Origin of the sequence: Primorskyibacter flagellatus, from assembly GCF_048268605.1 — a bacterium.
In the GTDB taxonomy this organism is placed as follows: Bacteria; Pseudomonadota; Alphaproteobacteria; order Rhodobacterales; family Rhodobacteraceae; genus Primorskyibacter; species Primorskyibacter flagellatus.
The window spans coordinates 1-18261 of sequence record NZ_JBLWVF010000033.1 but is presented as its reverse complement, the minus strand read 5'-3'; the positions used below and the strand labels follow the sequence as shown (position 1 = coordinate 18261).

General features: G+C 57.3%; 19 protein-coding genes and 1 pseudogene. 11 read left to right on the top strand and 9 right to left on the bottom strand.

Features of this window, described 5'->3' with window-relative positions; genetic code table 11:
* The 8 genes from ACN0WV_RS18715 to ACN0WV_RS18680 all read right to left on the bottom strand — a co-directional run.
* Positions 1-219: DUF6522 family protein (locus ACN0WV_RS18715; RefSeq protein WP_417607764.1), on the bottom strand; the 219-nt coding region annotated here is incomplete at its 3' end.
* Positions 216-455 carry an NnrT protein gene (locus tag ACN0WV_RS18710; RefSeq protein ID WP_417607762.1) on the bottom strand — a complete coding sequence of 80 codons (240 nt, stop codon included), beginning with the start codon at positions 453-455 and terminating at the stop codon, positions 216-218. The genes ACN0WV_RS18710 and ACN0WV_RS18715, both read right to left, overlap by 4 nt.
* Positions 452-628 carry a protein NnrT gene (locus tag ACN0WV_RS18705; RefSeq protein ID WP_417607760.1) on the bottom strand — a complete coding sequence of 59 codons (177 nt, stop codon included), beginning with the start codon at positions 626-628 and terminating at the stop codon, positions 452-454. The genes ACN0WV_RS18710 and ACN0WV_RS18705 overlap by 4 nt, the downstream gene beginning before the upstream one ends.
* Position 629: 1 nt before the next feature.
* Positions 630-2519: a nitric oxide reductase activation protein NorD gene (locus ACN0WV_RS18700; RefSeq protein WP_417607758.1), complete on the bottom strand. Its 1890-nt coding sequence runs from the start codon at positions 2517-2519 to the stop codon at positions 630-632.
* Between the two features lie 5 nt (positions 2520-2524).
* Positions 2525-3319 (bottom strand): CbbQ/NirQ/NorQ/GpvN family protein, encoded by a 795-nt coding sequence (locus tag ACN0WV_RS18695; protein ID WP_417607756.1) that lies wholly within the window; start codon positions 3317-3319, stop codon positions 2525-2527.
* Positions 3320-3322: 3 nt separating this feature from the next.
* Positions 3323-4672, bottom strand: a complete 1350-nt coding sequence (locus ACN0WV_RS18690) for a cbb3-type cytochrome c oxidase subunit I (protein ID WP_417607755.1) — start codon at positions 4670-4672, stop codon at positions 3323-3325.
* A gap of 21 nt (positions 4673-4693) precedes the next feature.
* Complete coding sequence (locus ACN0WV_RS18685) at positions 4694-5146, bottom strand: c-type cytochrome (RefSeq protein ID WP_417607754.1); 453 nt, start codon at positions 5144-5146, stop codon at positions 4694-4696.
* A 180-nt stretch (positions 5147-5326) separates the two neighbouring features.
* The gene (locus ACN0WV_RS18680) at positions 5327-6283 is read right to left on the bottom strand and encodes an IS5 family transposase (protein ID WP_417607753.1); all 957 of its coding nucleotides are present in this window, start codon (positions 6281-6283) and stop codon (positions 5327-5329) included.
* A 158-nt stretch (positions 6284-6441) separates the two neighbouring features.
* On the opposite strand from ACN0WV_RS18680, the gene ACN0WV_RS18675 reads away from it, so the two are divergent.
* Positions 6442-6651: a DUF1858 domain-containing protein gene (locus ACN0WV_RS18675; protein WP_417607751.1), complete on the top strand. Its 210-nt coding sequence runs from the start codon at positions 6442-6444 to the stop codon at positions 6649-6651.
* Positions 6652-6811: 160 nt separating this feature from the next.
* On the opposite strand, the gene ACN0WV_RS18670 is transcribed toward ACN0WV_RS18675, so the two are convergent.
* Entirely contained in the window at positions 6812-7528 is a 717-nt protein-coding gene (locus ACN0WV_RS18670; protein WP_417607749.1) for a Crp/Fnr family transcriptional regulator, read from the bottom strand.
* Positions 7529-7684: 156 nt separating this feature from the next.
* Between ACN0WV_RS18670 and ACN0WV_RS18665 the strand changes: the two genes are divergently transcribed.
* From ACN0WV_RS18665 to ACN0WV_RS18620, 10 genes and pseudogenes are all read left to right on the top strand, one after another.
* A complete protein-coding gene (locus ACN0WV_RS18665; protein ID WP_417607748.1) occupies positions 7685-8116 on the top strand; it encodes a pseudoazurin in 432 nt (143 codons plus the stop codon).
* Between the two features lie 112 nt (positions 8117-8228).
* Complete coding sequence (locus tag ACN0WV_RS18660; protein ID WP_417607747.1) at positions 8229-8681, top strand: hypothetical protein; 453 nt, start codon at positions 8229-8231, stop codon at positions 8679-8681.
* On the top strand, positions 8678-10879 hold the full coding sequence (locus tag ACN0WV_RS18655; protein WP_417607745.1) for a 4Fe-4S binding protein: 2202 nt from the start codon (positions 8678-8680) through the stop codon (positions 10877-10879). Before ACN0WV_RS18660 ends, ACN0WV_RS18655 begins: the two co-directional genes overlap by 4 nt.
* A gap of 11 nt (positions 10880-10890) precedes the next feature.
* Positions 10891-12828: a TAT-dependent nitrous-oxide reductase gene (gene nosZ, locus ACN0WV_RS18650; RefSeq protein ID WP_417607744.1), complete on the top strand. Its 1938-nt coding sequence runs from the start codon at positions 10891-10893 to the stop codon at positions 12826-12828.
* A gap of 3 nt (positions 12829-12831) precedes the next feature.
* Positions 12832-14163: a nitrous oxide reductase family maturation protein NosD gene (locus ACN0WV_RS18645; protein ID WP_417607742.1), complete on the top strand. Its 1332-nt coding sequence runs from the start codon at positions 12832-12834 to the stop codon at positions 14161-14163.
* Complete coding sequence (locus tag ACN0WV_RS18640; protein WP_417607741.1) at positions 14129-15025, top strand: ABC transporter ATP-binding protein; 897 nt, start codon at positions 14129-14131, stop codon at positions 15023-15025. The genes ACN0WV_RS18645 and ACN0WV_RS18640 overlap by 35 nt, the downstream gene beginning before the upstream one ends.
* The gene (locus tag ACN0WV_RS18635) at positions 15022-15846 is read left to right on the top strand and encodes an ABC transporter permease (protein ID WP_417607739.1); all 825 of its coding nucleotides are present in this window, start codon (positions 15022-15024) and stop codon (positions 15844-15846) included. Before ACN0WV_RS18640 ends, ACN0WV_RS18635 begins: the two co-directional genes overlap by 4 nt.
* A complete protein-coding gene (locus tag ACN0WV_RS18630) occupies positions 15843-16409 on the top strand; it encodes a nitrous oxide reductase accessory protein NosL (protein ID WP_417607738.1) in 567 nt (188 codons plus the stop codon). The genes ACN0WV_RS18635 and ACN0WV_RS18630 overlap by 4 nt, the downstream gene beginning before the upstream one ends.
* Positions 16410-16413: 4 nt before the next feature.
* Positions 16414-17322, top strand: a complete 909-nt coding sequence (locus ACN0WV_RS18625; protein ID WP_417607736.1) for an FAD:protein FMN transferase — start codon at positions 16414-16416, stop codon at positions 17320-17322.
* A 549-nt stretch (positions 17323-17871) separates the two neighbouring features.
* A pseudogene (locus tag ACN0WV_RS18620) lies at positions 17872-18132 on the top strand (DUF2493 domain-containing protein); the annotation flags it as partial.
* Positions 18133-18261: the final 129 nt, after the last annotated feature.

Sequence of the window (18261 nt, the reverse complement as noted above, 5' to 3'; positions counted from 1 at the left end):
GCTGCCGTTCTTGACGGGCGATTGACTGTCGCTCACAGGAAACTGGCCGCCTGACCACCAGGTTTTGCCCACTCCCTCCTCACCCTCACCAGTCTCAAACCGGCTGGTAATTTCACCAGCGCGCATTTTGGTCTGCACGTCGGCAGGGTCCAGCCCCAGTAGCTTGCCCAAATCCTGCGCGTCAATCAACGGCTGGCCCCGGTCCATTTCGATCTTCATGCGTCACCCACCTCGTCGGCCACGTTCATCAAATGCTTGATATGACGCGCAAAGTACCATGTCGCAGGAGCACCTATGAGACATCCCAACCCGATGGACCACGCGATGGACGCCACCGGCGCTCCGACCCAGCTGAAAATCAGCGAGGCGAAGAAGACGTTGACCGTCGCGGCCCCTGCTCCAAACGGGTAAAGTGCGCAGGCGATTTGGCCTGTGGACCATCCAGCGCGTTTCATCTGCTGGCGACCAGGCGCTGGACGGCGATCATCGCCAAGACCAATGCAAGACAGGCGAGCGCATACCAGAATTCTGCCGTGGCCGATTGGACCTGCGGGATGGGTCGCTCATAGGCTTCGGCCAGTACGGGTGTGGCCGGGATCATGGTCAGCAAGGATGTTACGATACGCATGTCAGGTCTCCTGTGTCAGGGTGCGATAAATGTCTGGCAACGCCCGTGACAGGCGTTCTGGATTGGGCAACAGCGTAAAGCCGCCGCGCCCGAAGATGCGGGCAAACCAGTCTTGTCCGTCCTCGTCGATGATGATGCCATGCAGGCTTTGCCCCGCATTGCGCGTCTCGCGCACCGCCATATGACTGTCTTCGATGCCGTGCTGGCCTTCGTAGTGGTCCAGATCGTTTGGTTTGCCATCGGTGAGCACGATCAACAGCTTGCGCGCCGATGGCTCTTTTGCCAGTTGCGCAGAGACATGGCGGATGGCGGCGCCCAGACGGGTGAAATGCCCTGGTTTGAGCACGCCTATACTGGCAGTGACGTCTGGTGACATACGGGCGTCGAACTCTTTGCAGCGGGTCAGAAACACCCGGTCGCGGCGCAGCGAAGAGAACCCCCAGATGCCCAACCTGTCGCCTGCCGCGTCGATCCCGGCTGCAAGGGCGGCCATCGTGTCACGCGCGACATCAATCACGGAGGTGTCGCCAATTGCCGCCTCGGTGGAGCGGGACGTGTCGATCAAGAAGGCGACAGAGACATCGCGGTCCATTTGCCGCGCGGCCTGCCAGATGCGGTCGGACCCGGAACCGGTTGCAATCATATCCGCACGCGCGGTCAGCACGGCATCAAGATCAAGCTCTTGCCCGTCGATCTGGCGGGGTTGCAGTATACGGCGCGGGCGCAGCGCTTCGAACTGGCGGCGCACTTTGCGGACGTATGAGTCATTGGGGGTAAAGGTGGCTCCGTCGAGCTGTGCAGGCGCATCAAGCACGCGGCAGTGATCCGCCATATAGCTTCGGCTGCGGTGGTTCCATTCGGGGTAGGTATGGGTGCCCGCCAGCGCTTCGTGATCGGCATCTGCCGGGGACAGGTCGAGGTGCAGGCGCAGGCGCGTGGCAACCTTGCGATCCTGTTTGGTCAGGGTGATGCGATCCTGATCGTCGGCAGCCTTCTGGGCGTTTTCCTCATCGTCATCATTTACGCTGCGGTTGATGTTCATGGATTCCACCCAAGACAGAATCGATTCAAAGCGGTGAATGATAAAACTGTCCTTGCGGTTGTGCTGGTCCTGATCCTTGCGTTCGCCGAGCTTGCGGTTGCTCGCTGCGGCGGTCGGGGGCGGCGCAGCGGCATCTGCCTCGGCATCTTGTGTTGCGATGCTGCCTTGTCCGGAACGTTCAAACCGCAACCAGATCGGCACGGGCGCGCAGGGCATGTAGCCCTTGGAAGGCCCGACGTCCGCGGGCAGTTGCGCAATGGCACCGCCAAGTTGATCGCGAATGGCCTGTTCCAACGCGGCCTCTTGGGCGGCGCGGTTCAGGTTCGCGCGGCTCTGTGCGCAATAGGCCGCCATCGCCAAGTAGTGATCCCGCAGGCCCGGGCAGGATTGAAAGGCCTTATCCGATGCGTCTGCATTCGCCCGGACATAAGCACAGTCCTGCGCGGGTCCGCTGTCTGGCAGGTCAAGGTCCGTCACTGTGGTATGCGCGGCCAGTGCTGTCAGCCAGAAATACGCAGCCCGGTTCAGGTCATGGTCAGGAAAGACATCCATGACCGGGGGCAACATCAGCTTTTCGCCGTCAAACCGGGCGACCCATTCGCGGTCGCGGTCCGCACCCAACTTGCGTTTGAGAACTTGCCGGTGCTGCACCAGCGCCTGAGCCACTTCGCCCAATTCAACCCCGGGTGCACCGCCAAGCGCGCGGAACAGAACGGCAAGGCTGGGCCGCACCGAAGCAAGCAGAACACCTGCCTGCGGGTGGCGAACGCCCGCGCCGATGCCACTGGCCATGTCGTGCCAGATATTGCCAACGGTTTCTTCCGGTTCCATGAGGTCAAGTAGGTGCATGACGCTTATCCGTAGATTGTGCTGACAAGATCGCGCAAGGATTGCTGCACATCCCTCTCGTCGCTGAGCGGCTCGATGATTGCCGCCTCCAGGGCCTGATCGACCCCCATGCCGCCTGACATCAGAGTTGCCGCATAGATCAACAGGCGGGTGGACACCCCTTCCTCAAGGTCCATACCGCTAAGCTTGCGGATGTGGCCTGCCAAGCGCACCAGAGGTGCCACACGGCCCGGCTCAAGTCCGCTTTCGCTGGCGACGACCGCAATCTCGGTTTCCGAATCCGGAAAGTCGAAGCTGATCGACAGGAACCGCTGCCGTGTGGACGGCTTCAGCCGCTTGAGCACGTTCTGGTAGCCGGGGTTGTAGCTTGCGACCAACATAAAATCTTTGGGGGCGGTCAGATCTTCGCCCGTACGGTCAATCATCAACGTGCGCCGCGTGTCGGTGAGTGGGTGCAAGACCACGGTCACGTCCTTGCGGGCCTCGACCACCTCGTCGAGATAGCAGATGCCGCCCTCGCGTACAGCGCGGGTCAGCGGGCCATCGACCCAGACGGTCTCGCCACCCTTGAGCAAATAGCGGCCGATCAGATCTGCCGCAGACAAATCATCGTGGCAGGCAACGGTATAAAGGGATTTGCCCAATCGCGCCGCCATGTGTTCAACAAAGCGGGTTTTCCCGCAGCCGGTCGGCCCCTTCAAAAGAAGGGGCAGACCGTTGTCATGGGCCGTCTCGAACAGGTCGCATTCGCGCCCTGTAGGCTGGTAGAACGCCAGGGTTGGCGGGTTTTGCATGTTCATGGCTTATTCTCCGGGAACGGGGTTGGCCGGACCGGGCGCGATGATCTCGTCCTTGCGCACCACCAGCAGGGAATAGATGAACAGAAGCGCACCGATGACCACACAGGCCCCCGCGCCAAAGCGCATCATGTAGAAAATCGAAAGGCTATCTTGTACGTCCATGTAGTAGTCACCCACGACACGCTGCATGTGCGTCTGGATCGTACCGGCGAAGGTCAGCACGAAGGTCATGAAGGCCATGCCGCCCGTCATCAGCCAGAAAGACGCCATGTTGAGCACCTGATTGTACGGCGCACGTTCCCGCAACATCGGCATCGCATAAGTAAAGATTGCAAGGTTCAGCGCGACATAGGCCCCGAAGAATGAAAGGTGGCCATGGGCTGCGGTGATCTGCGTGCCATGGCTATAAAAGTTCACCCCGTGCAGCGTGTGCAGAAACCCCCAGACGCCAGCGCCAAAGAAGGCGACCGTGCTGGACCCAAGCGACCACAAAAGGGCGGCCTTGTTCGGGTGGTTCTTACGGCCCTTCCAGACCATCACGAAGGCAAAGCTCATCATCAGAAAGAACGGGACCACCTCGAAGGTCGAGAAGATCGAACCAACCCACTGCCAGTAACCGGGCAAGCCGATCCAGTAAAAGTGGTGGCCGGTTCCTAGAATGCCCGAGAATAGCGCAGTCGCGACAATGACATAGAGCCATTTTTCCACCACTTCGCGGTCCACGCCCGTTAGCTTCAGCAGCAGGAAAGCGAGGATCGCCGCCATCACCAACTCCCAGGTCGCCTCGACCCAAAGGTGCACGACGAACCACCAGTACATTTTATCAAGCGACAGGTTGTTCGGGTTGATGAAGGCAAAAATCCACAGCAGCGACAACAGCCACAGGCCCATGAGCAGTACGTTGGTGATAGCAGTTTTCTTGCCTGCCAGCACGGTCATCGAGATGTTGAACAGGAAAATCAGCGCCGCGACCAAAATGCCGAATTTAACCCAAAGCGGTTGCTCCAGAAACTCGCGACCCCCATGGATGCCCACAAGGTAGCTGCCGACGGCCCCCAAAGTGCCGACAAGCAAGATGATCAGTTGGATATATGCCAGCTTGGGCGAGTAAATTTCGCGCTCGGATTCTTCCGGGATCAGGAAATATGCGGCGCCAAAGAAGCCCAGCAAGAGCCAGACGATCAGCGCGTTCGTGTGAATCATGCGGATCACGTTGAACGGCAGCAGCTCCGACAGGAAATTGGGCGAGATGTAAATCCAGCCCGCGAGCAGTCCGCCCAGCACCTGAATGGCAAACAGCGCCATTGCCGCAAGAAAGTACCAGTAGGCTACTTTTTGTGATTGATATTTCATGGTTTTGTCCTTTCTCGCGGTTCAACCCGCGTCGTTTGGCGGCCAGCCTTGCGTATCGGTTTGATCGGCCCAACGCAGGAATTCGGCGAGGCCACGAATGTCCTCGTCGGTTAGTTCATAGCGGGGCATTTGACGGCGACCTTCGATGCCGCTGGGTTGCGCCTCGATCCAGCCTTTGAGCGTCTCGAAAGCGTCTTCGGGATCTTCCAGAACACCCCAGCGGGTCATCACATTGCCAACCTCGGGGGCGAAATACGCGCCTTCCCCATGCAGGCTATGGCAATTGATGCAGGAGTGTTTCTCCCAGACATGCTTGCCGTGAACGACCGCCTCGCTCAGCTCCATTCCGGCGGTTGAGGTCTCGACGACGTACTTGTGGGAATGGGCGGTCATCGCAACAAAGACTACGACAAAAAATATCGAGCCTCCGTAGAAGATATTCCGCGCCCGCGATTTGGTCAGAAATTCCGCCATTGGCCGGTCTCCTTGAATTCGGGATGGCCAATCCTTAGGGAACGTCTGATCAACGGGTTCGGCTGCGCCGAGATTGTGGCTTGATGCTCTCGGAAGGTGTGAGACAGGTTGTTTGCGGCCGATCAAGCGGCTTCAAGGCCGCCATTTCGGCGGTTTGGCGTATTCTGGGCAGACTCGTCCTCATGCCATCAGCCTCCTTCGCACCAGGAACAGGTTTCCAAGCGCGAACAGCGTGAAGAGCTGGGCGCGGTTCTTGGCGAGGCCCCGGTAGCGGGTCTTCACGTGGCCGAACTGCCGCTTGATGACCCGGAACGGATGCTCGACCTTGGCCCGCACCATCGCGATCACCCGGTTGATCCGTTCGTCGAGGGGATGCAGCTTGCCACCCTTTGGCGCCTTGCGCATGACACCCCAGGCCTTGCCCGACCCTTTGAACGCCGCCTCGCGCTCGGCACTGACATAGCCCTTGTCGGCCCAGACGGAGGTCTCGTCGCCATGCAGCAGGTCGTCCCAGACCTGGCTGTCGTGGAGCTTGGCTGTCGAGGTGTCCAGGCTGTGAACAACGCCGCTGTCCGCATCGACGCCAATGTGCGCCTTCATACCAAAATACCAGTCGTTTCCCTTTTTCGTGGATGACATTTCGGGGTCGCGCGCGCCCGCCTTGTTCTTCGTGGAGGACGGCGCGTCGATGATCGTGGCGTCGACCAGCGTGCCGGAGCGCAAGCCGATGCCCTTGTCGGCCAGATGCGCGTTGACGTCCGCAAAGATCGCTTCTGTCAGCCCGTGCCGTTCCAGCAGATGACGGAAGTTCAGGATCGTGGTCTCGTCCGGAATGCGGTCGTCACCCAGCTCGATCCCGGCAAAGCGGCGCATCGCCTCGCTGTCGTAGAGCATTTCCTCAGCCATCGGGTCGCTCAGCGCATACCAGTTCTGCAGGAAATAGACCCGAAGCATCATCTCCAGCGGCATCGGCGGGCGACCACCCTTCGGCCCGGCCTTCGGATAATGCGGATCGACAAGCGCCAGAAACCGCCCCCAGGGCACCACCTCGTCCATCTCCGCCAGAAACAGTTCCCGCCGGGTCTGCTTCTTCTTCATTGCATCGTGAAGACCGGGAAAGGCAGGCTGCTTCGGCATCGGAACGGCTCCTTGGCGGGTTGCCCAAGTCTACCAGATCACGCCGAAAGAAGCAGGTTTTTCAGACGTTCCTTAGAGACAGGCGCTGTATGCAAGTTTGCGCCAGCGCAACGTTTGACTGAATTTCTGGGCTAGTCTCACCAGATCAGGAGAAAGCCATGCGACAGCCAGAATTGGATGACCCTGATCTGCCACTGGCGGATCTGATGACACATTGGCCGGACACGATACCGGTATTCCTGCGCCATAAGATGCTATGCGTCGGTTGTTTGATCAGCCCGTTCCACACTATTGCGGATGCCTGCACGGAGTATCATCTCAATGAGACCGATTTTTTGGCAGAGCTTCGCGAAGCTGCTGGCCTCTAACAGGCTGCTGAAAAAGGATTTTGAACAGCCGTTCTCGTGGAGCTGATCGATTCCGGATCGCAGGACGTTTTCATCAGCTCGACGAGAGAGCGCAAAAATCGCCCCGTTTTGCCGGTGTTGTGGCCTGCGCCAGATTTTTTCAGCAGCCTGCTAAAGCCTGCTACGCTTGACTGATCTCCACCAAAGCGTGCGGGTTCGTCACTGTAATACGTTTGCGTTTGCTCTGAACCAGACCGCGCTTTTCCCACCCGCTCAGCAAACGACTGACGGTATGCAGTGTTGTCGCAGTCAATTCGGATAGGTCCTGCCGCGTGATAGGAAAGTCGATCTCGATCCCATCGGGTGTTTTCCGACCCGTTTGATTAATCAGGCGCAAAAGCGCATTCGCCACGCGTTGCTCAACTTGTTGGGTGGCCATCTCAACGATCCGGTTGTTCATTTCCCCCAGCCGGTTGCCGACAGTCTTGTAGGTTTCCGTCGAAAAGCCCTCGTAGTCGGCAACATATGTATCCCACAGGCGCGCGGGCCAGCTAAGAACAATAGACTCCGTCGCTGTCATGGCTGTTGCAGGATAGCTATCGCGACCGATCGCCTTGGCGATACCCAAAAGCTGCCCCGCTGGAATATGAAGCGCGGTCACTTGTTCGCCTGTAGGCGTGATGCGCACCACCCGGACATACCCGTCAAGCAGCATGAAAAAGCGCTCCGCGGGCGCGCCCTCATCAAATATCGCAACGCTTTCCTCGTATCGGCGCGACGTGGCCTGATCGAGAATCGTACGAATGTCGCGTCGCTCCAGCTTGGAAAACGGCGGTAAATGCGTCAGCAGGCTTTCGTCCAGCCGCGGCAGCGTTTTGCGTGGTGATATCTCGTTCATACAATGCGTTGTCCACGATGTAGCGGGAAAAGACCATAGACGACTGTTTCCGGTTCAGTCGAAAAACCCACTAGCAGTTTGTCCTAGCGCAAAGTTCCACCACGCCATTTCGCTAGGTTTCAGGTCAACAACCAACGCGATCTGAAAGGAAAGATGATGATCCGCAAACTGGCAACCGGCCTCGCACTCGCAGCTTTGATGGGCAGCGCATCTTTTGCCGAAACCTTCGATGTTCAAATGTTGAACAAGGGCGATAGTGGCGCAATGGTGTTTGAGCCCGCCTCGCTGCGCATTGCGGCGGGTGACACCGTCAAATTCATTCCGGCTGACAAAGGTCATAACGCTGAATCTGTCAAAGGAATGATCCCTGAAGCAGCGGAAGCCTTCGCGGGTAAGATCAACGAAGAGATCGACGTTACGCTAACCGAGCCTGGACTGTACGGCGTCAAATGCAAGCCGCACTGGGGCATGGGCATGGTGATGGTCATCGCGGTTGGTGATGATGTCGCCGACACTGACAGTTTTCTCGCGGCAAAGATGCCTAAAAAGGCCAAAACTCGATTTGAGGAGAGCCTGAGCGGTCTTTGAGCACACAGATAAGAATTGTCAGACCACTACATCCTCAAAAACCCGAAATCTATCGCGTTCTCGTCGCGGTAGATCAAATTACGTCGATCTGTTTGAAGCTAGCTACCCTGCCATGAAGAATGTGTTCGCCTTTGTTCTCGGCCTTTTGCTGACAGTGTCTGTGGCATTGTACGGCTCCACCGGTATGGCAAAGGTCGGGCCTAACGCAGTCTTTTCCATGGAAATCTGCGCCGACGGAGCTGCAAAAACTGTTGCGTTCGACGCCAATGGTAACCCTGTTGAGCAAACGCAGACCTGCCCCGAGTGCCTGACATGCTGTCAAATCTTCGGTGCCCTGACCCCCGGAAAGTGGTCGCTTGTTCCATCCTTGGACCGTTTTGACATGGAGGCGGTGAACCCCGTCGCTCCAAACCCCATCGAAAATAAACGAAACCTCTACCCCGCGCCGCGCGGCCCTCCGGTTGTGCAGTTTTCCATGCCGGGTCTGATCACATTTGGTTGGTCAGCAGGCGGCCGAATGATGCGCAGCGACGGGCGACCTATTCGTAAGGACGCCTCCGCATGAATATTTTACTGTCCTCCCTAAAATTAGTGGCGATGTGTGCGACGGTGTTTTTGTTCGGGCTTCCTGTTGCAGCCGATACAGTGCTGTCCAAGCTGTTGCCGGACCTGACGGCTGGCGAGCTGGTTGAGGGTGCGGACGCCTTTGGCAGCATTCATCCCGACATTCCCGTTGTTCAGATCCTAAAGGCGGGGGAGCGGATCGGTTTTGGCTACATCACCTCGGATTTCGTCTCGACCACCGGCTATTCCGGCAAGCCAATTCACACAATGGTGGCAATTGATGATGCCGCCCAGGTCATTGGCGTAGAACTCGTCAAGCACTCCGAACCGATTGTGCTGATCGGCATTCCAGACGCCAAGGTAAAAGCATTGGTCGCCAACTATCGCGGTCTTGATCTGGTGGCGGAAGCGGAGTCGGGCGGCACGGCACACCAGCTTGACATCATTTCAGGCGCGACCGTGACGATCATGGTGATCGACGATTCAATCGTTCGCGCCGGTCTTAAAGTTGCCCGCCAACTTGGGTTGGGTGGCCTTGCGGTTGACGAACCAAGCGCAGGTCCGCAATTCGAGATTGACCCCGGCGCGGAAGCAGCGCCGGACTGGATGACGCTGGAAGGTGACGGCACATTACGCCGCCTTTCGCTGGACGTGGGCCAGATCAATGCCGCCTTCGCAGCGATGGAAGACGAACGTGCAGGCGAACGCGCCCTGACCGACCCCCCCGAAACAACATTTATCGAGATGCAAGCGGCGCTTGTCTCACACCCTGCAATTGGGCGTGCAATCTTGGGGGACGATGTTGCCGCCAATGTGCAAAACTGGCTGGACGAAGGCGATCATGCGGTCGCGATAGTAGGCCGGGGTCTCTATTCCTTCAAGGGGTCGGGTTATGTGCGTGGCGGCATCTTTGACCGGATTGTACTCATTCAGGATGACGTATCGGTCCGCTTTCGCGATCGGATGCACAAACGTATAAACACCATCGCCGCCGAGGGTGCGCCGGTTTTTGTCGAAGCTGACCTGTTCAAAATTCCAGCTGACAGTGGCTTTGATCCCACCAAACCCTTCCGCATCCAGCTTTTGGTACAGCGCGAAGTTGGGGCGATTGAGAAAGTCTTTACCACCTTTGATCTGGGCTACCAATTGCCGTCACAGTACATTCGCGCCATCGCTCCCGCACAGGCTGCGGAAATTCCAGACAGTGTCGCCGCAGTAACATCACAGACTGAACTGGACGCGCAGCAGGCCCTATGGAAGCGGATCTGGTTGGGCAAGCAGGTCGAGATTTTTGTCCTCGGCGTCATGTTGGCCATCCTCACAGGCGTGTTCTTTTTTCAGACTTTTGCGGTCCGTAATGAGCGTGCTTTCTACTGGTTCCGCATCGGGTTTTTGACGGTAACGCTGGTTTATTTGGGTTGGATGTCCAATGCGCAGCTGTCGGTGGTGAACCTGATGGCCTTGTTCGGCTCGCTTGTTTCCGGCTTTAGCTGGCAGGCCTTCTTGCTGGACCCTCTCACGTTCATCTTGTGGTTCTCGGTTGCGGCGGCACTGTTGTTCTGGGGACGGGGTGCCTATTGCGGCTGGCTGTGTCCTTTCGGTGCGCTTCAGGAACTCCTCAACCAGGTCGCGCGCAAGCTGCGTATCCCCCAGTGGACCCTGCCATGGGGACTGCACGAACGGCTTTGGCCCCTGAAATACATGATCTTTCTTGGTCTGTTTGGTGTATCCCTCACCAGCATCGAACAAGCAGAACGGTTGGCCGAGGTTGAACCCTTCAAGACGGCGATCGTCCTGAATTTTGTACGCGCCTGGCCATTCGTTGCCTATGCCGCCGCGCTGCTGATCGCAGGGCTATTCGTCGAGCGGTTTTTCTGCCGCTACTTGTGCCCCTTGGGCGCGGCACTCGCCATTCCCGCAAGATTGCGAATGTTCGACTGGCTCAAGCGCTACAAGGAATGTGGCAGCCCGTGTCAGACCTGCGCCCACCAATGCCCCGTTCAGGCGATCCACCCAACCGGGGAGATTAACCCAAACGAGTGCATCGACTGTCTGCATTGTCAGGTGCTCTACCAATCAGAAACAACCTGTCCCGTTGTCATCAAGAAAATGAAACGACGGGCCAAAGACAGCGCCGGACCAGACGTTGAACGGTTTCTCGGCCATCCGAACCAAAAAATCAAAATCCCAACCACATGAAAGGATAAGACATGTCAGAGGAAAAGAAGCTACCAATCTCCCGCAGGGCCCTTCTGGGGGCTACGGCAGGCGGTGCGGCCCTTGCCGGAACTTGGGGTGGTCGTGCCATGTTGACCGGCGGCGCGGTGGCCGGCGCAACACTTGCCACAACCACCAGCGCACGGGCAGCCGCGGGTGCGGAAGTTGGCCCCGGCCAGCTTGATGAATTCTACGGCTTTTGGTCGTCGGGCCAGTGCGGCGAAATGCGCATTCTGGGCGTGCCGTCGATGCGTGAGCTGATGCGCGTGCCCGTTTTCAACACCTGCTCGGCAACAGGTTGGGGAATTTCGAATGAATCCAAGAAAATTCTAACCGAAGGGTTGTTGCCCAAGACGAAAGAATATCTTGCGGCCAACGGGCATGAATTCCCACCAAACGGCGATTTGCACCACCCGCATATGTCGTTCACCGAAGGCAAATATGACGGTCGTTATCTGTTTATGAACGACAAGGCGAACACGCGCGTCGCGCGGGTACGCGGAGACGTGATGAAATGTGACAAGATCATCGAGATCCCAAATGCCAAGGCGATCCATGGCCTGCGGCCACAAAAATGGCCGCGCACAAACTATGTCTTCTGCAACGGCGAAGACGAAGTGCCGATGGTCAATGACGGAAAAATACTTGATGAGCCAGAGAAGTATGTGAACTTCTACACCGCTATTAACGCTGACGAGATGACCGTCGCGTGGCAGGTGATGGTGACCGGAAACCTTGATAACACCGATTGTGACTATGAAGGCAAATACGCGTTTTCGACCTCGTATAACTCGGAGATGGGGATGACCCTCGCCGACATGACCGAGGCGGATATGGACCATGTCGTCGTGTTCAACATTGCCGAGATCGAAAAGGGCATCGAAGCTGGTGATTTCATTGAATTGAACGGCGTCAAGGTGTTGGACGGACGCAAGGGCACAACCAACAAATACACCCGCTATATCCCGATCCCGAACAACCCCCATGGCTGCAATATGGCCCCAGACAAGATCCACCTCTGCATCGCGGGCAAGCTGTCACCGACGGTTTCGGTCATCGACGTCCGTAAACTGGATGCAGTTTTCAATGACGGGGCAGAGCCTCGCAGCGTTGTTGTGGCGGAGCCGGAATTGGGTCTTGGGCCGCTTCATACCTGTTTTGATGGTAAAGGTGGCGCATACACGACACTGTTCCTCGATAGCCAAGTGGTCAAATGGGATATCGCTGACGCGATCAAGCTTTATAACGGCGAAGATGTCGATCCGATCCGGACCAAGAAGGACGTGCATTACCAGCCTGGGCACAACTCCACAGTGATGGGTGAAACCTTGGATGCGTCAGACAAATACTATCTGACGATGAACAAGTTTTCCAAGGACCGTTTCCTGAACGTGGGTCCACTCAAGCCGGAAAACGAGCAGTTGTTCGCGATTGACGGGGATGAAATGACGCTGATCCACGACGGTCCCACTTTTGCCGAGCCCCACGATTCCATCATCGTGGCTCCTTCCAAGCTGAATCCTCTTTCGGTCTGGGATCGCAACGACCCGATGTGGGCGGATACACGCAAGCAAGCCGAAGCGGATGGCGTTGACCTTGATGACTGGCAGGAAGAGATCATCCGGGATGGCAACAAAGTGCGCGTCTATATGTCCAGCAACGCACCGTCATTTTCGATCGAAAGCTTCACCGTACAGCAAGGTGATGAAGTCACGGTGATTGTGACAAACCTTGACGATATCGACGACCTGACCCACGGGTTTACAATGGGCAACCACGGGGTCGCGATGGAAATCGGGCCACAGGCAACATCGTCAGTCACGTTCAAGGCCACGCAACCCGGTGTGTACTGGTACTACTGTCAATGGTTCTGCCACGCGCTCCATATGGAGATGCGCGGCCGGATGTTTGTCGAGCCGAAAGCGAGTTAAGCCATGATACGTGCCCTGACCATTTTGCTGTCCATGCTGATCGCGCTGCCCCTTTGGGCGGACGAACGGCCCGTGGCTGCGGGTCAGGGCACGCTTGCCACCGCCATCGCCGGAGCAAATCCCGGCGATGTGCTTGTGCTTCAACCCGGTTTACACACAGGCCCAGTTGTCATCGACCGCCCACTCACCTTGACTGGCAGCCATGAGGCAGTCATCGACGGGCAGGGGAATGGCACCGTGGTCAGTATTGACGCCTCGAATGTGACCATTTCAAACCTCACCGTGACGGGGTCGGGCCTGAACAGTGAGGAAACGGACGCCGGAATAAAGATCCTCAGAAAAGCTGACCGCGCTGTTGTTGAAAACAACCGGGTGTTGGGCAACTTGCACGGCATCGACGTTCACGGAGGCCACGATGCACAAGTGCGCAATAATACAATCGAAGGCACACAGCAGCCACGGATGAATGACCGCGGCAACGGGATTTATGTCTGGAATTCACCCGGCACCCTGATCGAGGGGAACTCGGTCCGTTGGGGCCGTGACGGGATATTCTCAAATACATCGCGCAAGGGTATCTACCGAAACAACTTGTTCCGCGACCTGCGCTTTGCCGTGCATTACATGTACACTAATGATTCCGAGGTGTCGGGCAACGTGTCGATTGGAAATCACCTTGGCTATGCCATCATGTTCTCGAACAGAGTGGTTATCAAAGACAATCTAAGTCTTTCGGACCGCAGTCATGGTGTCATGCTGAACTTCGCCAATAACGCCGATGTGTCGGGCAATTTGGTGCGCGGCGGGGTGGATCGATGTACATTCATCTATAACGCCCACAAGAACTTGATTTATGGCAACCGCTTTGAGGGCTGCAATATCGGTATCCATTTTACGGCGGGGTCTGAGCGCAATGTGCTCACGGGAAATGCGTTCCTGGGCAATCGGACACAGGTAAAATATGTAGGCACCCGAGACATCGAATGGAGCTTTGAGGGCAGAGGCAACTACTGGTCAGATCATGCCAGTTTTGATCTGGGTGGTGATGGCATCGCCGACAGCCCGTTTCGGCCCAATGATCTGATGGATCATATCTTGTGGTCACAACCTGCCGCCGCGCTGCTGACAGGGGCGCCAGTGGTGCAATTGATCCGATGGGGGCAATCCAGCTTTCCCGCCACACTGCCGGGTGGTGTTATGGACAGCGCGCCGCTTATGAAAGCGCCAACTGTGGAAGTCCCGCAAAAATATCTCGCGATGGAGGCCAAAGTGGCCAATCGTTGGAAGGAAAGAGAACCAGATGAATTCGACATTAACGATCTCTCATCTCACTAAGGCGTTTGGTGGGGTTAAGGCCCTGACTGATGTGTCTTTGAATGTGGCTCCCGGTGAAAGGGTGGCGCTGCTTGGTCATAATGGCGCGGGCAAGTCGACACTGATGAAGATTATTCTGGGCTTAATCACGGTCGACAGCGGCGAAGTTTCAGTGTGCGGCTCAGCGGCTGGGGATGCCGCCGCACGCTCGAAGGTCGCGTATCTGCCGGAAAACGCCACCTTTCATTCCGCGCTGACCGGATTGGAACAAATCACTTATTATCTGCGCTTGCGCGGTGAGCCTGTTTCAGAGGCAATGGCGTTGCTCGACAAAGTCGGTCTGGGACATGCGGCCAAGCGGCGGATAGGTACCTATTCCAAGGGCATGCGTCAGCGGGTCGGATTGGCGCAAGCGCTGATCGGGCATCCAAGCCTCTTGGTTTTGGATGAGCCAACCAGCGGTTTGGATCCCGTTTCGCGTCGCGACTTTTATGAGCTTTTGGATGGGTTGGCCGCTGAGGGTGCCGCAATCTTGCTGTCCAGCCACGCCTTGACCGAGGTCGAGGCGCGCACCGATCGGCTGTTGATACTGTCGGGAGGCAGAATGGTTGCCGAAGGATCGCTACACGATCTGCGCCGTGAGGCCGCCTTGCCTGTTTCGATGCACATCACCGCAATCAATGGCTACGATACCGACATTCTTGCGGCCTTGCCCGATGCCATTCGAGTGGGGGGCAACCTTCATGTCAGCTGCGCTCAGGATAAAAAGCTCCAGACGCTGGCCCAGGTTGCTGCACTGAAAGGCAAGGTCGCTGACATCGACGTTATCCCACCTAGCCTTGAGGACATCTATAGCCATTTCAGCCGGAGGGACGGCCAATGATCGCACGGATTTTTGCCACCGCCATCTATGAGGCCCATATCGCGCGACGCAACCGTTGGGTGCTAATCGCGGTGGGTCTGATGGTGGTCTTCTCGCTGGTCTTGTCGGCTGTTGGGTCTGCCCCAAGTGGAGGACTTGGCGCGGATCGCCTCTCCATTACAGTGGCGTCGCTTACCTCGCTTTCGGTTTATCTGGTGCCTTTGGTGGCGTTACTGATGTCCTTTGACGCCGTTGCAGGTGAGGTCGAGCGCGGCACATTGCCTTTGCTGTTGACTTATCCAGTTGCACGTTGGGAAATTGTCGCAGGCAAGCTGGTTGCCCATACAGGCATTCTGGTGATTGCTTTGGTAGCAGGATACTGCGCGGCGGCATCGGTTGCGATCGCAAGTGATCCGACAGCTGTTGCGGGGACTGGTGCGTTGTGGCGTTTGACTTGGACTTCGACACTTCTCGGGGCCACCTTCTTGGGGATCGGTTATGCGCTGTCCTCGCTGTCTCGGCGCGCATCTGGTGCGGCAGGGCTGGCAATTGGGCTCTGGCTCGGGCTGGTAGTGCTCTATGATTTGGCCCTTTTGGCTGCAGTGGTAGCCGACGATGGAGGCACTTTCACGACGCAAGTATTTCCCGCAGCGTTGCTTGCCAATCCTGCGGACGCTTTCCGTCTGTTCAACCTGACTGCATCACAAGCCACTGTGGCGGCATCGGGCATTGGGGGCGCTGCGGCGTCTATTGGGCTGTGGCAATCGCTTTTTTCAATTCTGGTTTGGCCAATCGTCGCCCTTGGACTTGCCACGCTGGCCTTCAGAAAGGTGGAACCATGATCCGTTTATTGTGTATCCTCGCCCTGTTGACCGTGAGCGCATGCAAAGAAGAACTGGCGCAGGACACATCCCCTCTGCCGCTCACCGTCGACGCCGTCGGGCATTTCTGTCAGATGAATCTTTTTGAGCATGACGGCCCCAAAGCGCAAGCACACTTGGATGGACTGCCTCAGATGCCGCTGTTTTTCAGTCAAGTGCGTGACGTTGTGGCCTACATCCGGCTGCCCGAACAGACGCACGAGGTTCTCGCGATCTGGGTCAATGATATGGGCGCGCAAGGTGCCAGGTGGACCGATCCCGGCACCACAAACTGGATCGCCGCCGACAGCGCGCATTTTGTTGTGGGGAGCCGCGCCTTAGGCGGGATGGGCACCCCTGAAATTGTGCCCTTTGCCGATGTCACAAAGGCCAATTCATTTGCAGCGAAGAATGGCGGGCAGGTGTTGGGCCTAGCAGAGATACCTGACGCGGCGGTACTGGCTCCCGTTGTCATCGACGGCGACAGAGATGACGCAGATTTCGAACAACGCTTGCGCAAATTTGCGCGCACATCAGGAGATTGATTCCATGACAACCCGTCGTCGTTTTCTCACCATCAGTGCGGCTGCAATTGCGTTTCCGTATCAAAGTGTGGCCGCGCCTGTTTATACATGGCAGGGCATCGCTTTGGGTGCGCGTGCAACGTTGCGATTGGCGCACCCTGACGCCAAAGCAATCAGCGCAAGAGTTGCGGCTGAGATTTCACGGCTCGAAAATATCTTTAGCCTGTACCGCCCCAACAGCAGTCTGATGCAATTGAACCACGCAGGTCAGTTGGATTTTCCGCCGTTTGAACTGCTCGAATGTCTTTCAATTGCAGGGACGGTACATCGCGCCAGCGGGGGGCGATTTGATCCAACGATCCAGCCACTTTGGGCCTGCTACGCCGAAGCCTCCGCGCACGGGATGCTACCGGAGAAAGATGCCATCAGCCGAGCCTGTTCAAAAAACGGATGGAAGCGAGTGCGCATGGATTCATCCGCCATTGTGCTGGAGCCGGAAATGGCGCTCACCCTCAACGGGATCGCACAGGGCTATATCGCGGATCGTGTGGCCGAAATGTTGATGGATGAAGGCCTCACAAATGTTCTCATTGATACAGGCGAATTTCGCGCGCTTGGGACCCACCCAGACGGGCGTGCCTGGCCCGTCACCTTAGCCGCAGGCGGCGAAGTACCACTCGATACGCGCGCGCTTGCCACTTCTGCGCCGCTTGGCACAACCTTTGATGAACAGGCCCGGGTCGGGCATATTATTGAACCTAGGACAGGTCAGCCCGTGCAAAGCAATTGGCGAGAGATATCTGTGTCCGCTGCATCAGCTGCAGTGGCGGATGCGCTTTCGACCGCTGCATGTCTGCTCGAGACCAGAGACGAAATCGATACATTCGTTGCGCAGTTTCAGGACGCTCATGTAGAAGATGCAACTGCCGTTTGAATTTTGTGTCCTTAGGTGGACAAGCACCTTGCCTGCAAAGGCAGACGAGGTAACACCTTCTTGTGATCGGCTGCGGCCAAGCCTTCGACCTAGAATGCTGCGCACCTATCGCAAAGAAGAGCAGTCGGATGATTTCCTACCCGTTTGCGATCTGAACGTGCCCGGGCAACAGAACGATAAGCTGAACACCACCATCAGGCGCATCCGTGACTTAACGTGCCAATAGTGCAAGAAGTTGGCAACTGCCCCACACCTTGCTGTAATCGCGTAGAAATCGAGGCAATCAGAAATGCAACGAATTGGGATTCGTTCCCCCAGGAGCGGGCTTCGTCAATGACCGGTTTGGTGAAAACCACTGGAATACCGAATACAATATTCTGCACATGAAAGAAACTGCTGCGTCAGCAATAGCCGCACCTGCACAAGTCGGCTTCGTCCCGCATTTCGCCCGTTCCTGGACGACGCAGCGAAGTCCCGCTTTTGACCTCTACAACTGAAACTCAGATTTTCCCCAGTCTTCTTTTGGAACGCAGTTCCAACTTGCCTTGCGGCCTCCCCTGCTCGGCTTCGCGTGTCGCGGTGGAGAACGGCCCTTCGGTCCGTCGCGCATTCGGCCATGCGGCCTCCGCGCATGGACGGGCGGCACCGTTCAAGTGCAACGACGAAATGCTCGACGACAAGTTCGCGGCGACGGGGGTTGTCCTCTTCGGCGGCAATGGCGTCGCGCTGAACCTCGGGCAGAAGGCGGAAGCGAAAGGCCTGACGGTCATGCGGGTTGCTGACCCGGCTAAGAGGACTGCGCAGGATTGAAGAGAGGGGGTCGCGCTTGGCGCGGCCCTTTCGTCATGTCTCATGGTGCTGCGATCGGTTACGCGTAATCGGCAGTCTGCGGCGGCCAGCACCGGTATCCCTCTACCCGGTCCGTCAGAGTGCGGTCCA

Bases quoted from the DNA above. Each gene is read 5' to 3' on its own strand.
- ACN0WV_RS18635 (WP_417607739.1), top strand. From the start codon at position 15,022: ATGATCGCACGGATTTTTGCCACCGCCATCTATGAGGCCCATATCGCG.
- ACN0WV_RS18660 (WP_417607747.1), top strand. From the start codon at position 8,229: ATGAAGAATGTGTTCGCCTTTGTTCTCGGCCTTTTGCTGACAGTGTCT.
- ACN0WV_RS18690 (WP_417607755.1), bottom strand. From the start codon at position 4,672: ATGAAATATCAATCACAAAAAGTAGCCTACTGGTACTTTCTTGCGGCA.
- ACN0WV_RS18630 (WP_417607738.1), top strand. From the start codon at position 15,843: ATGATCCGTTTATTGTGTATCCTCGCCCTGTTGACCGTGAGCGCATGC.
- ACN0WV_RS18710 (WP_417607762.1), bottom strand. From the start codon at position 455: ATGAAACGCGCTGGATGGTCCACAGGCCAAATCGCCTGCGCACTTTAC.
- ACN0WV_RS18625 (WP_417607736.1), top strand. From the start codon at position 16,414: ATGACAACCCGTCGTCGTTTTCTCACCATCAGTGCGGCTGCAATTGCG.
- ACN0WV_RS18685 (WP_417607754.1), bottom strand. From the start codon at position 5,146: ATGGCGGAATTTCTGACCAAATCGCGGGCGCGGAATATCTTCTACGGA.
- ACN0WV_RS18665 (WP_417607748.1), top strand. From the start codon at position 7,685: ATGATCCGCAAACTGGCAACCGGCCTCGCACTCGCAGCTTTGATGGGC.
- ACN0WV_RS18640 (WP_417607741.1), top strand. From the start codon at position 14,129: ATGAATTCGACATTAACGATCTCTCATCTCACTAAGGCGTTTGGTGGG.
- ACN0WV_RS18695 (WP_417607756.1), bottom strand. From the start codon at position 3,319: ATGAACATGCAAAACCCGCCAACCCTGGCGTTCTACCAGCCTACAGGG.
- ACN0WV_RS18670 (WP_417607749.1), bottom strand. From the start codon at position 7,528: ATGAACGAGATATCACCACGCAAAACGCTGCCGCGGCTGGACGAAAGC.
- ACN0WV_RS18645 (WP_417607742.1), top strand. From the start codon at position 12,832: ATGATACGTGCCCTGACCATTTTGCTGTCCATGCTGATCGCGCTGCCC.
- ACN0WV_RS18655 (WP_417607745.1), top strand. From the start codon at position 8,678: ATGAATATTTTACTGTCCTCCCTAAAATTAGTGGCGATGTGTGCGACG.
- nosZ (WP_417607744.1), top strand. From the start codon at position 10,891: ATGTCAGAGGAAAAGAAGCTACCAATCTCCCGCAGGGCCCTTCTGGGG.
- ACN0WV_RS18700 (WP_417607758.1), bottom strand. From the start codon at position 2,519: ATGCACCTACTTGACCTCATGGAACCGGAAGAAACCGTTGGCAATATC.
- ACN0WV_RS18680 (WP_417607753.1), bottom strand. From the start codon at position 6,283: ATGCCGAAGCAGCCTGCCTTTCCCGGTCTTCACGATGCAATGAAGAAG.
- ACN0WV_RS18675 (WP_417607751.1), top strand. From the start codon at position 6,442: ATGCGACAGCCAGAATTGGATGACCCTGATCTGCCACTGGCGGATCTG.
- ACN0WV_RS18705 (WP_417607760.1), bottom strand. From the start codon at position 628: ATGCGTATCGTAACATCCTTGCTGACCATGATCCCGGCCACACCCGTA.